This window comes from Pseudomonas sp. KT_2_4, assembly GCF_041410225.1.
Lineage (GTDB): Bacteria > Pseudomonadota > Gammaproteobacteria > Pseudomonadales > Pseudomonadaceae > Aquipseudomonas > Aquipseudomonas paracarnis.
This window is the reverse complement of record NZ_CP166962.1, coordinates 941007-953127: the sequence shown is the minus strand read 5'-3', so window position 1 is coordinate 953127 and position 12121 is coordinate 941007. Positions and strand designations below refer to the sequence as shown.

Sequence of the window (12121 nt, the reverse complement as noted above, 5' to 3'; positions counted from 1 at the left end):
TTGTATGCGGTGAATGTCAGCAACAAGGGCATTGATCGTTTGAGGCCGAGTAGCAAAATGGTTATGCAGCGGATTGCAAATCCGCCTACGCCGGTTCGATTCCGACCTCGGCCTCCACTCTTAGAAACCCCGTAGATTAGCGTCTACGGGGTTTTTTAATGCCTGCGATTTAGTCATCGCTTCCGCAATTTTCCGGATCGCTTGCGTAACCCTGCCTTTTTTCAGCAAATTTGAGACGCCGTTAAACGTGGGCTCACCTCATCCGAAACATAGAGTTCTAAGCGAACTTGACCCATCCCTCTTACGGATGATATGCCGGTACCCGGGTTGCCGTCGATAGGATCTGCTCTATGACCTACCTGTCTTCGTTGCTGCTCGAAATCCCCGGCGTGGACCACGGTTTCGAGACTTCGGGAAATTTAACGCTGCCGGAAGGAACACTTTACTGTGCTCAGGTTCACGGTACGCACATCGTCGATGCTGACGGGAAAGGACGAGATGAACGTCCTGTCGCCGATGCACTATTCTCAAGAGGAGTCCAGGGTGCGATAGCGGTCATTACTGCCGATTGCTTGCCTGTTCTGGTTGCTTCGGTTGATCAACCACTTGTAGCGGCAATCCACGCCGGATGGCAGGGTTTGAAAGCAGGTATTCTCGGTCATTCGATCGGCCGGCTAGAGAAAGAAGGTGCTTCTCTTGCGGGATTGAGAATAGCGATAGGCCCATCTATCGGCCCCTGTTGTTATGAGGTGAGCAGGAAGTTTGTCGAAGGTATTGAACATGTCGACAGCCATCTTTGGCAAAACGATTCTGCGCCGTGGACCCCCTATCGCGTGCCACCGGCGAGTGTGCCTTGGGTCGAACCTGAGATCACACATAATGAAGCCTGGTTTGATCTACGAAAATATGCGCTGCGCCACTTGGTGGCGAGCGGTGTGAGTATTGAACAGATTCAGGTGCTCGAACATTGTACTTATTGCCACAGCGCTGATCTGGGCAGCTATCGGCGGCGGAGCCATCAAGTCGAGCCTAAATCCTTCCAGTATTCCTGGATAACGTTCTCGGAATCCGGTTCATTGAATGGCGATTTCAGTCGTTCACAATAGGCAAAAATCGTCCATGGGCGGCGACTCGAACACATCACCTAACCGGCTGTTTTGTAGGACGACGCAGTCACCGATGTTCCGCTGCCAACATTGATCTGAATTGAGAAGTGGTCTCGCAAGATAGCCCGGCAGCTTCGAACACTGCGCAGGTGAAGCTAACGGGTGCAGGGCCTGGAGCAGTTATGATGCGGTCTGCAACCACAGCCACTGGACTGCTTCGATAAAGCGTGCCCCCCTTATAACCCACGGCATTCTGTTGCAGGAAGTCAGCGCTGTTCGATGTATGAGGAACGGTGTCGAGAAGGCTGGCCCTGGCGAGTGCCAGCGTTCCTCCACAGATACCGGCAATTGTCGCTCCACTTGAACGACTAGCATGAAGAAACGCTCGAATATCGGGTGCGTCTGCACGCTCCCAGACCATTCCTCCAATCACGGCTACAACGTCCGGCTTCCAGTCCAGACATTGTTGCAAACTGCTATCGACCGTTACCGCCAATCCACCCTGCGAGCGAAATTGCCCCGTAGCAGAAGCGAAAAACCTGACGTCGATCCCGTAATACGGAGACGCAGTTCCAGCAATGAAAGCGTATTCCCAGTCCGAAAAACCGGGTGTCAGTATCAATCCCACGCGTGGCATCAGTCAGAATCCTCCATGAATGCCAATAACATAGGGCGACAACACACATACATCAAGGGCAGCCGTGGGTTGATAACGGCGCGTCATGCGTGAAACTGATCGAAGCAAATGATGTCCGATTGCTATCGGCCAAGGAAGAGGTCCGCCAAGCGCGCATTGGGTCTACGCTCAGTAAAGCCTCAAGCGACCTCCTCATGCCGGTTCAGCCGCGCGCTTATCCTGCCAGCGCAGGATAACGCCCGGGCTCATCAAAGCTGACAGAGTGAACCATGAAACAAAAAATTCTTCTTGTAGCCGTTTGTGCTGCACTCATCCAAGGCTGTGCCGCCCCTTCCAAAAGCCATGAAGAATCACCTTCAATGCCTACTACCTCAGTTGCTGTAGCCCAGCCAACCTTATCCGCTTACGACTGGAACCTGGTCTCGGCAACGGATGCGTCGGGCAAGCCTCTGGTGGCGATGAACAAAGGCATCGAGCGCAAGTTGCGTGTTGCCTTCGGTGACAAGAACCTGAGCATCAGCGGTGGCTGCAATCGTCAGTTCGGCGGCTTTCACTATCAGGACGGGGTTCTGAAGGTTCAGCCACTGGCCTCTACGCTGATGGCCTGTGACAAGAGCCTGATGGACCTTGATGCCCAGGTAGGGCGGCTGTTCAAGGGTGATCTGCGCGCTGTGATCACCGGCGATAACGTGGCGCCGATGCTGCAACTGACGACAGCGGATGGCTCGGTGCTCAAGCTGCAAGGCGAGGCCACCCCGCAGACCCGCTACGGTAGCGAGGGTGAGGTCAAGTTTCTGGAAGTGGCGGCCAAGACGGTCAAGTGCAGCCATCCTTTGATCCCAGGTTATCAGTGCCTGCAAGTGCGCGAGCGTCGCTATGACGACGCGGGCCTGCAACTGGCGACCCAAGACACCTGGCATCCGCTGTACCAGCCTATCGAAGGCTTTGTGCATCATGACGGCGTGCGCACTGTGCTGCGGGTCAAGCAGTACGAATGGAAGAATCCGCCAGCGGATGCGCCTTCGACGGTCTACGTGTTGGATATGGTGGTCGAGCAGGACGCTTCAGGCAGCAAATAAGCGAAAAGAAACCCCGTAGATTCGCGTCTACGGGGTTTTTTATCGCCTGTGATTTATCCGTGTTTTCGACGAGTGACACGTCTAGATCAAGGGTTCTGGGTCGAACGGGGGTTGTCACCTGAGCTTTTGCAGACTACCCTGAAAATGTTTGAATTATTACAAACAATTTCGGTGTGGCTGTTTTTTCGGTCACACGGCTTCAGGACGAGGAACGAAAAATGTTTTCACATGAAGGTACCGCACTAGAGCTGTTGGTCTTGGTTTTTGGCGTCACTGGGGTGTTGTTGGTCGCCTGGTTTATTCACCATCAATACGAGCTCAGGTCGCGCAAGCATGTAAAAAAACAACATGCCTCTGACCAGCAGCGTGAAGCTCAAAGCCGCTAACCGTCCCTTCACCTGTGCCAGCCTTTACGGCTGGCTTCAGAGTCCGACTTTCAATGGCCTGCAAGGTTTTCCCGAGCCCACTGCTCGGCAGTGGTGACCGGAATCGACTGTTGCTCGTTGAAGGTGGCCGCCTTAGGCCAGGCCACACCCTTGCCTTGTGCGAATACGGCACGGTACTTCTTGATGTGGTGTGTGGGGTCTTGCTCCAGTGCCTGCATGAGATAGTCAACCGTCCACACGTTGCGTTTGAACGGGCGATCCAGAACACGCTCCAGCATGCTCGCAACCTGCCCATACGTCACGGTGTCGCCGGCCAGGTAGACAATCTGATTGCGCAGGCGGGGTTCGAAGAACACGATGTGTGCTGTCAGCGTACCGATGTCGTCCGGTGTGGTGAGCGTCACGCTGTTCTCCAGACTGCCCAGGGCGTTGACTGTGTTGTTGTCGAAGTCGACGACCTCGAACACCGGCTCGAACAGGAAGCTGGTGAACATGCCTGTCGAGATGATGACCCATTCAGTGTTGTGCTGGGCGCGCAGCAACTCGCGCACATCGAGCTGGGCATCGAACAGATCCTGGGGGCTGCCCCGACCAATTACTTCGAAATCCACGCCGAACTGCCAGGGGAAGTAGCGATTCACGCCGGACTTGAGCGCGGCGGTCGCCAGCTTCATCGGGGTTTCTCGGCCCGCGACCATGCCTGCGCAGCCGATCACGGTATCGAAGCGTGCGAAGACCTTGGCAAGTTGATCGATTGAGTCGTTCACCAAGTCTGCGGCGACCATCTGGATGCCCAGGCTGCGCAGCTCGTCGACCTCTGCCTTTTTTTCGGGCATTTGCGTGTTGATGGTCGATTCCCTGAGCAGCACGCTAATAGTGGAACCGGGCGCGCGTTTGGCCTCACGCGCCAGGTTGCGCAAAACCGGCAGGCCGAGTTCGCCGGCGCCTAGAACGAGGATCGATTGAGAGGGAAGTGGGGGCATTTCAGGCATGATTTCTCCGCAGACCTGTTGGCGATAAGATGAGCCCATGCTGGCACGATTCGGCAGCGCTCATAAGAAGGCACACGTGTGATACCAGGGGTAGAAATGACCGATCATGAAACGCTCAGCCAGGCAGAAATTATCTGCCAGTCGCTCAGGGAAGAAGACGATGGCGTCAGGCGTGAAGTCCTGGCTCACGCCGGTAGCCGCTGGTCATTGGGCATCCTGCATGCCTTGGGTGTGTACGGTGCGATGCGTCATGCCGAGATAAAACGGCAGATGACGGGTGTGACTCAGCGCATGTTGACCAAGACCCTACGCGCCATGGAGCGCGATGGTTTTTTGGTTCGACGCGAGTTCGGTGAGATTCCGCCACGCGTCGAGTACGAGCTGACGCCCCTGGGCAGGGAGCTTTTGATTCGCATGTCGCCTGTCTGGACCTGGGTGGTCGAAAACGTGGAGGACTTTCGCAAGGCGCGGCGTATGTTCGACAGTCAGGAGGGCAAAAAACCGGCATGGCAGGTTCCCACACCGGTTCCCGACGCGTCTCGGTAAGCGCTTAGGCTGTGCAAGTGTATGCCTCGATCCCCCCCTAGCTGTACGAGGCGCAGCGCGCCATAACCCACTACTGTCGCAGGCACATCACCACCGCTTGGATGCCGCGCCATGATCATGTCTACCAGCCTGTTATCAGCTTTCGTGCTGTTCGCTTTTGTCTCTTCGATCACCCCGGGGCCCAACAACACCATGTTGCTGGCCTCAGGCGTGAATTTCGGCTTTCGCCGTTCGATGCCCCATGCGCTGGGGATCAGTATCGGTTTCATGCTGTTGGTGATTTGTGTGGGGCTTGGCTTGGGCGAGGTGTTCAAGCTGTTTCCGTGGGCCTACACGCTGTTGCGTTATGTCGGCGCCGCGTATTTGTTGTATCTGGCGTGGAAGATTGCCAATGCGGGCGGTATGTCTGATAACCCAAATGAACATGGCAAGCCGATGACCTTCCTCGGTGCGGCGGCCTTCCAGTGGGTCAATCCCAAAGCCTGGATCATGGCGTTGGGGGCGATTACCACCTACACGCCGGCCGAGGGTTATGTCACCAATGTGCTGGTGATCGCCCTGGTTTTTGCGGTGGTCAACCTGCCGAGTGTGTGCGTATGGGTGGGGTGTGGCAGTGGCTTGCGCAACTTGCTGCGCGAGCCGCGCTGGTTACGGATGTTCAACTGGTCCATGGCCGGGCTGTTGGTGCTGTCGCTGTATCCGATGCTGTTTGTGGGTTGAGGCGGGCGTAGGTAACCACGATGCGAAGCCTGCGTTCGGGCACACCGAGCCAAGGCGAGGTGCCGAGGGTGGGGCAAGAGCCCTTTGGTTACTTTGGGCTGGGCCGGCATTCCGGCTCTTTTCCAAAGTGACCCGCCGTCAGGCGGAACCCTAAGTGGCCGTTACCGCAGCGATGGATATGCACACAATCCAATTGTGTCGGCTGTCAGGCCGCCTTCGCGAGCAAGCCCGCTCCCACAGTTTGATCGCGGGGTGTCAGGTAGATAGGCGTCGGCTGTCAGGCCGTCATCGCAGGCAAGCCAGCTCCCACAGTTGGATCGTGGGGCGTCGGGTATGAGGCCGTCACGGGAGCAAGCTCCCTCGCCACGTTGATGCGGGCTTAGACCGGTGAGATGGTCGCCAACATGCCGATGCCAATGGTCAACACCAAAAAGCCAAACAGGAAAATTGCCATCTTGGTCATAAGGCCTCCGAGGGGAAGGGGACGACAGGAATGTCGGGATGGGGCTATTGTCCGCCTCAAGCGGTTTTCAATACAGGCGCAGATTGAAAAGAAAAAACCGTATCAGATCAGCGCGCAGCGCCTGGGCCGTGGCTTTTGAAGCGAACAGTTTTTATCAAGATCAGTGCAATGGCCGCTACCCGCCTTGAGCGTCACCTGAGACAGCCACTGCATTTGCCCCTAAGATAGCGCCCACTGCACAACAATAAGCGTGGGCCGACCCTCGATGGAAAGACGCCAGTTCAGCGGTGGCATGCAAGGCAAGAACCTGCGCTACCTCAGTGATAACCCCCAGCAATCAACCTCGGTCACCCGTGTCGGTTTCCTGCTGCTCGAACACTTCTCCTTGCCGGCCTTTACCCAGACCCTCGATACGCTGGTGACTGCCAATCTGTTGCGCCCTGATCTGTTCGCTACGCGCACCTTCGGCTGGGGTGAGGGCGAAGTCATCAGCGACCTGGGCCTGGTCATTCGCCCGGATGCGAACCTGATGCTGACGACCTTGCAGGACTTGGACCTATTGGTGATCTGCGGTGGTTTTCGTACCGAACTCAAGGCCAGCGAGCCATTTATCCAATGGCTGCGCAGTGCGGGTGAAGCGGGCGTGCGCCTCGCCGGTTTGTGGAACGGCTCGTGGTTCCTCGGGCGTGCGGGGCTGCTGCAGGGTTATCGCTGTGCCATCCATCCCGAGCATCGGCCGGCACTGGCCGAAGTGTCCAAGGCGGCGCAGGTCACCAGCGAACCCTACGTCATCGACCGCGACCGCCTCACCGCGTCCAGCCCCTCGGGGGCTTTCCATATGGCCCTGGACTGGATCAAGAGCCTGCATGGCAAAGCCTTGGTCGAAGGCATCGAAGATATTCTGGCGTTCGAAGAATCGCGCTACCGCCGCATCAAACCCACCGAAAACATCTGTGTCAGCGCGCCGCTGCGCGAGGTGGTGAAGTTGATGGACGCCAACCTCGAAGAACCCCTGGAACTCGATCAACTCGCCGTCTACGCCGGCCGTTCCCGCCGCCAGTTGGAGCGCCTGTTCAAAGAACAGCTGGGTACCACGCCGCAGCGCTACTACATGGAACTGCGCGTCACTGAGGCGCGACGCCTGTTGCAGCACACCGAGTTATCCCAAGTGGATGTGCTGGTGGCGTGCGGGTTTGTCTCGCCGAGCCATTTCAGCAAATGCTACAGCGCGTATTTCGGCTATCGCCCCTCCAAGGAGAAGCGGTTGGTCAAGTAGCCTGGCGGGTGTAGCAAGATTTTCACGAGGAGTGGCAATGGATATCACGCTTTTGGATCGTTATCGCGGCAGCCTACTTGGGCTGGCGTGTGGCGATGCTGTAGGGACGACGGTTGAATTCATGCCCCGCGGCAGCTTTTCTCCCGTGACGGATATGCTAGGCGGCGGACCGTTTAGTCTCAAGCCTGGCCAATGGACTGACGATACGTCCATGGCACTGTGTCTGGCCGAAAGCCTGTTGCGCAAAGGCGGTTTTGACGCGATGGACCAGATGGGACGTTATCTGAATTGGTGGAAGTGGGGTTACTTGAGTTCTACCGGAGAGTGCTTTGATATCGGCATGACGGTTCGGGAAGCGCTGGAGCAATTTCAGCAAAGTGGCAACGCTTTTGCGGGCTCAACACATCCGTATTCGGCCGGCAATGGTTCAATGATGCGTCTCGCACCTGTCGTGTTGTTTTACTTTCCAGATAGGGCGGACATCCACCTGTTTGCCGAGCAAAGCTCGCGAACTACGCATGCCGCGCAGGAGGCTATCGAGTGCTGCCTGCTGCTGGCCGAGGCTATCAGCAATGCCCTGAGCGGCGTGCCAAAGAAACAGGTGCTGAGTTTTTCCCACACCGCGCTGTCGGCTCCTAAGGTCAAGGCTATCGCCTCTGGCGACTATCGCGATAAGACCTCTGCTCAAATCGTTGGCTCAGGTTATGCGGTGGCTTCGCTGGAGGCTGCATTCTGGTGTTTCGATCAGACCTCCAACTTTGCTGAAGCGATACTGGCCGCCGCCAACCTTGGGGATGACGCAGACACTACTGCCGCAATCGTTGGGCAACTGGCGGGGGCGTATTACGGCGTCCAGGCTATCCCTGTCGGTTGGTTGAACAAGCTATGGATGCGCGATGAAATCCAAGAAACGGCTGATGCGTTATTCAGCACTTCGCGCTTACCACAGTAAGGTTCAGAAACGATCCAGCCGATAAGGCTGCAGTTCTGGCACCTGCTCACCCGCAGCAAGCTGCCCAACCCGCTCGGCCGTCACCGCCGCTTGTGTCAGTCCCAAATGCTGGTGACCAAATGCAAGCAGCACTTTGCCTTCGCACACCCGGTCAATGATCGGCAGCGAGTCGGGCAGGGAAGGGCGAAACCCCATCCAGGGCGTGGCTTCGCTGTCGCTCAAGTCGTGTTGGAACAGCCCTTTGCTCAAGCGGTGCAACTGCCAGGCCCGTTGCATATTGGCCGGCCGGTCGAGGCCGGCGAATTCGACCGTGCCGGCCAGGCGCAGGCCACCGGTCATGGGCGTCATGATGAATTTGCGCTCCAGTGAAGTGACCGCGAAGGGCAGGCGCTGTTGTTCGTGGGGCAGCATCAGGTGGTAACCGCGTTCGGTGTCCAGCGGCACTTGTTTGCCGGTGAGAGCTGCGGTGAGTTTGGCCGAGTGGGCGCCGCAGGCGATCAGCACTTGCTGCGCTGTCAGTACGCCTTGGTCGGTCGTCAGGGAAACGCCGCTACCCTCCACGCGTCCGTCCAGAACGCGCTGCTGAAGAAATTGCACCCCCTCAGCCTTGGCCGCGTTCACCAGTTCGCCAACCACCGTGTACGGGTCCAGAAAGTGTCCGGTAGCGGGGAAGAACAACCCGCCTTGTATGGCGTCGCTCAGTTGCGGCGCAGCCTTGCGCACCGCATCGCCGCTCCAGAAGTCCACGGCGACGCCTTGTTGCCGCAAGCGTTGCTGCACTGCATCCAGTGCAGCGCGGGATTCGGCGCGCTCATACACCAACAGCGAACCGTCTTCACGCAGCAATGGCGCTTGCCCAATCGATTGCAGCAAGCGTTGCCACGCGCCCAGGCTACCTTCGTTCAGCGCGCGAAGGCCGGCCACGGTGCGCTGGTAACGCGCTGGCCGCAGGTTGAGCAACAGGCGGATAAACCAGGGCAGGGCGCGGGGCAGATAGGTCCAGTCCAGGCGCAGCGGGCCCATGGGGTCCAGGAGCATGGCGGGCAAGCGCTTGAGGATCGACAGGTCGGCGATGGGAAACACCTGTTCCGTCGCCAGGTGGCCGGCGTTGCCGTAGGAGGCACCCATGCCGGGTGCCTGCGGGTCGAGCACGACGACTCGGCGGCCTTGGCGTGCCAGCTGCAAGGCGCAGGCGACGCCGATAATGCCGGCGCCGACTACTACGATGTCTGCTTGCTTGGGATCGGCCATGATCATGCTTCTCGCTGGCCGTCGAGCAGGCGCCGCAACCGCAGCGGGTTGTCGTGCTGCAGCGCGGTGGGCAGCAAGGCGTCCGGGACGTCCTGGTAACACACCGGGCGCAGGAATCGCAGGATCGCCGCCGTGCCCACCGAGGTACTGCGCGCATCCGAAGTCGCCGGAAAGGGCCCGCCATGCACCATGGCGTCGCACACTTCTACGCCGGTCGGCCAGCCGTTCACCAGCAGGCGCCCAGCCTTGCGCTCCAGCACCGGCAGCAATGCCCGCGCCTTTGGCAGGTCGTGGTCATCCATGTGCAGGGTGGCGGTGAGTTGACCTTCCAGGTGCTCGGACACCTGGCGCATGTGCTCGACATCGCGGCACTGCACCACCAGCGAGGCGGCGCCGAATACTTCGGCTTGCAGGTGTTCATTGTTCAGGAACGCCTCGGCCTGGGTCACGAACAGATGGGGCTGGCCCTGGTTTGGCCCGGTCGCTGGCAAGCCTTTGGCGGCTATGGTGGCGTGCTGGGCCAGGGTCTTCAGGCCGGTTTCGCAGGCGCTGAAAATACCCGGTGTGAGCATGGTCTGGGACGGGCAACGCGAGAGACGCTCACTGGCGGATTGGACAAAACGGTCCAGAGCGGCGCCTTGCAGGGCGATCACCAGGCCAGGGTTGGTACAGAACTGGCCGGCGCCTTGGGTCAGCGACGCGACGAACCCATCGGCCAAGGCTTCGCTCCGAGCTTCAAGCGCAGCAGGAAACAGGTACACCGGGTTGATCGAGCTCATTTCCGCGTACACCGGGATCGGCTCCGGGCGTGCCTGCGCCGCTTGGTACAGGGCGATACCGCCACTGCGCGACCCCGTGAAGCCTACGGCCTTGATGCGCGGGTCGCGCACCAATGCGATACCCACCTCGTTACCCGCGCCGTAGAGCAGTGAAAACACACCTTCCGGCAAGCCACACTCTTTAACCGCCTGGGCGATGGCGCGGCCCACCAGTTCGCTAGTGCCGGGGTGCGCGTTATGCGCCTTGACGATCACCGGGCAACCGGCGGCAAGGGCCGATGCGGTATCGCCGCCCGCCACTGAGAAGGCCAGAGGGAAGTTGCTGGCTCCGAACACGGCTACCGGGCCCAGGGCGATATGGCGCTGGCGCAGGTCGGCGCGGGGCAGGGGCTGGCGCTGGGGCTGTGCGGTATCGACGCGCACGTCGAGCCATTCGCCCAGGCGCACGGTGCGGGCAAAAGCGCGCAGTTGCCCGCAGGTACGGCCGCGTTCACCTTCAATGCGTGCGCGAGGCAAGCCGGTTTCGGCGCAGGCGCGTTCGATCAACTCATCACCCAAGGCTTCGATGTGGGTGGCGATGGTTTCAAGCAACGCGGCGCGATCTGCCAAGGTGGTTTCGCGGTAGGCGTCGAACGCGAGCCAAGCCAGTGCGCAGGCCTGTTCGACGTGTTGCTCATCCCCGCCGGCATAGGCGGGTTCCAGTGGGGTGTTGGTGGCGGGGTTGATGGCCCGGATCGCATCGCGATGGCCGCAAACGGATTGCTGACCGATCAGCATCTTGCCTGTCAGAGTCATGGGGACATCCTGGAACAAAAAGAGGTGTTGTAGGCGCGAGCTTATGTGGCGAGCAAGCATGCTTGCGCTGGGGTGCGAAGCGCCCCCAATAAAAGCCGGAGACTGCTGCGCAGTCAGCGGGAGCAAGCTCCCTCGCCACAGCAAGCTCGCGCCTACAGAAAATCAAGCGACGTTCTGTTCGGCCGACCAGTTGGCATACCACTGGCGGAACAGCGCGTACTGCTGCTCGGCATACCGGCGCTGGGCAGCGCTGAGGTCGTCGGTTTCGTTGAAGTGCAGGGCGTAACCCTGGTCGCCGTTGAGCACCATCAGATGCTTGTAATACAGCACCAGGTCGCAGCCCTCGTCGAACGACGACAACACCGCCAGTGCAGCTTCCAGCTCGCGGGCCTGGCGACGCGCCTTGGCATCGCCCTTGGCGGCTTTTTTGCTCAGCGCCACCAGTTGCAGCACTTCGCGGGGCAGTGCGTTGCCGATGCCGGTAATGGCGCCGGTGGCGTTGCAGTTGACGAAGCCGTGCACCACTTGGGTATCGACGCCGACCATCAGAGTCACATCGTCATCCTGGGAGGTGATGTTTTCGGCGGCGTAGCGCAGGTCGGCGGCGCCGCCGAACTCCTTGAAGCCGATCAGGTTAGGGTGCTCGCGGCGCAGTTCGAAGAACAAATCAGCGCGGGTGGCGAAACCGTAGTAGGGGCTGTTGTAGATCACCGCCGGCAGGTTGGGGGCGGCGTTGAGGATCGCTGCAAAGTGGGCCTTTTGCGCAGTGGCCGAAGCACCTCGGGACAGCACGCGGGGAATCACCATCAAACCATCGGCGCCGACTTTGGCGGCATGGGCTGCGTGAGATACGGCTTCACGGCTGTTCACCGCACCGGTGCCGACGATGGTCGGCACACCCGCAGCCACCAGGCGCGCCACGCCTTCCTGGCGCTGGGCCTCGGTGAGCAGCGGCCAGTCGCCCATGGAACCGCAATACACCACGGCACTCATGCCGATGTCGATCAGCTCGCGACCCTTGGCCACCAGGGCATCGAAGTCCGGTTGGCGCTCGGCGGTGCAAGGGGTCATCAGGGCGGGCATGCAGCCGGTGAAGATGTTGTCGCTCATGGTGCTAACTCCGGTTTCAGTTGAATGAA

General features: G+C 59.4%; 12 protein-coding genes and 1 tRNA gene. 8 read left to right on the top strand and 5 right to left on the bottom strand.

Annotated features, from left to right (window positions below; genetic code table 11):
- The first annotated feature begins 43 nt into the window (after positions 1-43).
- Together AB9N64_RS04315 and pgeF are read left to right on the top strand one after the other, a co-directional pair.
- Positions 44-117, top strand: a tRNA-Cys gene (locus tag AB9N64_RS04315).
- Positions 118-350: 233 nt separating this feature from the next.
- Positions 351-1106: a peptidoglycan editing factor PgeF gene (pgeF, locus tag AB9N64_RS04310; RefSeq protein WP_073452387.1), complete on the top strand. Its 756-nt coding sequence runs from the start codon at positions 351-353 to the stop codon at positions 1104-1106.
- Between the two features lie 67 nt (positions 1107-1173).
- Here the strand turns inward: pgeF and AB9N64_RS04305 are convergent, their stop codons facing one another.
- Positions 1174-1743 (bottom strand): DJ-1/PfpI family protein, encoded by a 570-nt coding sequence (locus tag AB9N64_RS04305; RefSeq protein WP_371359991.1) that lies wholly within the window; start codon positions 1741-1743, stop codon positions 1174-1176.
- Positions 1744-2102: 359 nt separating this feature from the next.
- Here AB9N64_RS04305 and AB9N64_RS04300 point away from each other — a divergent pair, with 359 nt between their 5' ends.
- Positions 2103-2822 (top strand): META and DUF4377 domain-containing protein, encoded by a 720-nt coding sequence (locus AB9N64_RS04300; protein WP_236466805.1) that lies wholly within the window; start codon positions 2103-2105, stop codon positions 2820-2822.
- Positions 2823-3040: 218 nt separating this feature from the next.
- Positions 3041-3208 (top strand): hypothetical protein, encoded by a 168-nt coding sequence (locus AB9N64_RS04295; protein WP_014718586.1) that lies wholly within the window; start codon positions 3041-3043, stop codon positions 3206-3208.
- 50 nt (positions 3209-3258) lie between these two features.
- Here the strand turns inward: AB9N64_RS04295 and AB9N64_RS04290 are convergent, their stop codons facing one another.
- Complete coding sequence (locus AB9N64_RS04290) at positions 3259-4200, bottom strand: aromatic alcohol reductase (protein WP_014718585.1); 942 nt, start codon at positions 4198-4200, stop codon at positions 3259-3261.
- 96 nt (positions 4201-4296) lie between these two features.
- Between AB9N64_RS04290 and AB9N64_RS04285 the strand changes: the two genes are divergently transcribed.
- The 4 genes from AB9N64_RS04285 (at position 4297) to AB9N64_RS04270 (ending at position 8157) form a co-directional block, all read left to right on the top strand.
- Positions 4297-4746 carry a helix-turn-helix domain-containing protein gene (locus tag AB9N64_RS04285; protein WP_019817122.1) on the top strand — a complete coding sequence of 150 codons (450 nt, stop codon included), beginning with the start codon at positions 4297-4299 and terminating at the stop codon, positions 4744-4746.
- 111 nt (positions 4747-4857) lie between these two features.
- Positions 4858-5466, top strand: a complete 609-nt coding sequence (locus AB9N64_RS04280; RefSeq protein WP_069868529.1) for a LysE family translocator — start codon at positions 4858-4860, stop codon at positions 5464-5466.
- Positions 5467-6221: 755 nt separating this feature from the next.
- The gene (locus AB9N64_RS04275; protein WP_019817121.1) at positions 6222-7205 is read left to right on the top strand and encodes a GlxA family transcriptional regulator; all 984 of its coding nucleotides are present in this window, start codon (positions 6222-6224) and stop codon (positions 7203-7205) included.
- A gap of 37 nt (positions 7206-7242) precedes the next feature.
- Positions 7243-8157 carry an ADP-ribosylglycohydrolase family protein gene (locus AB9N64_RS04270; RefSeq protein WP_020302720.1) on the top strand — a complete coding sequence of 305 codons (915 nt, stop codon included), beginning with the start codon at positions 7243-7245 and terminating at the stop codon, positions 8155-8157.
- A gap of 3 nt (positions 8158-8160) precedes the next feature.
- On the opposite strand, the gene AB9N64_RS04265 is transcribed toward AB9N64_RS04270, so the two are convergent.
- The 3 genes from AB9N64_RS04265 to AB9N64_RS04255 form a co-directional block, all read right to left on the bottom strand.
- Positions 8161-9408, bottom strand: coding sequence for an NAD(P)/FAD-dependent oxidoreductase (locus AB9N64_RS04265; RefSeq protein WP_371359990.1), 1248 nt, complete (start codon positions 9406-9408; stop codon positions 8161-8163).
- Positions 9409-9410: 2 nt separating this feature from the next.
- A complete protein-coding gene (locus AB9N64_RS04260; protein WP_371359989.1) occupies positions 9411-10982 on the bottom strand; it encodes an aldehyde dehydrogenase (NADP(+)) in 1572 nt (523 codons plus the stop codon).
- Between the two features lie 162 nt (positions 10983-11144).
- Complete coding sequence (locus AB9N64_RS04255; protein WP_038450257.1) at positions 11145-12092, bottom strand: dihydrodipicolinate synthase family protein; 948 nt, start codon at positions 12090-12092, stop codon at positions 11145-11147.
- Between the last annotated feature and the right edge of the window lie 29 nt (positions 12093-12121).

Coding starts and splice junctions, on each gene's coding strand:
- pgeF (WP_073452387.1), top strand. CDS start 351: ATGACCTACCTGTCTTCGTTGCTGCTCGAAATCCCCGGCGTGGACCAC.
- AB9N64_RS04305 (WP_371359991.1), bottom strand. CDS start 1,743: ATGCCACGCGTGGGATTGATACTGACACCCGGTTTTTCGGACTGGGAA.
- AB9N64_RS04300 (WP_236466805.1), top strand. CDS start 2,103: ATGCCTACTACCTCAGTTGCTGTAGCCCAGCCAACCTTATCCGCTTAC.
- AB9N64_RS04295 (WP_014718586.1), top strand. CDS start 3,041: ATGTTTTCACATGAAGGTACCGCACTAGAGCTGTTGGTCTTGGTTTTT.
- AB9N64_RS04290 (WP_014718585.1), bottom strand. CDS start 4,200: ATGCCTGAAATGCCCCCACTTCCCTCTCAATCGATCCTCGTTCTAGGC.
- AB9N64_RS04285 (WP_019817122.1), top strand. CDS start 4,297: ATGACCGATCATGAAACGCTCAGCCAGGCAGAAATTATCTGCCAGTCG.
- AB9N64_RS04280 (WP_069868529.1), top strand. CDS start 4,858: ATGATCATGTCTACCAGCCTGTTATCAGCTTTCGTGCTGTTCGCTTTT.
- AB9N64_RS04275 (WP_019817121.1), top strand. CDS start 6,222: ATGCAAGGCAAGAACCTGCGCTACCTCAGTGATAACCCCCAGCAATCA.
- AB9N64_RS04270 (WP_020302720.1), top strand. CDS start 7,243: ATGGATATCACGCTTTTGGATCGTTATCGCGGCAGCCTACTTGGGCTG.
- AB9N64_RS04265 (WP_371359990.1), bottom strand. CDS start 9,408: ATGGCCGATCCCAAGCAAGCAGACATCGTAGTAGTCGGCGCCGGCATT.
- AB9N64_RS04260 (WP_371359989.1), bottom strand. CDS start 10,982: ATGACTCTGACAGGCAAGATGCTGATCGGTCAGCAATCCGTTTGCGGC.
- AB9N64_RS04255 (WP_038450257.1), bottom strand. CDS start 12,092: ATGAGCGACAACATCTTCACCGGCTGCATGCCCGCCCTGATGACCCCT.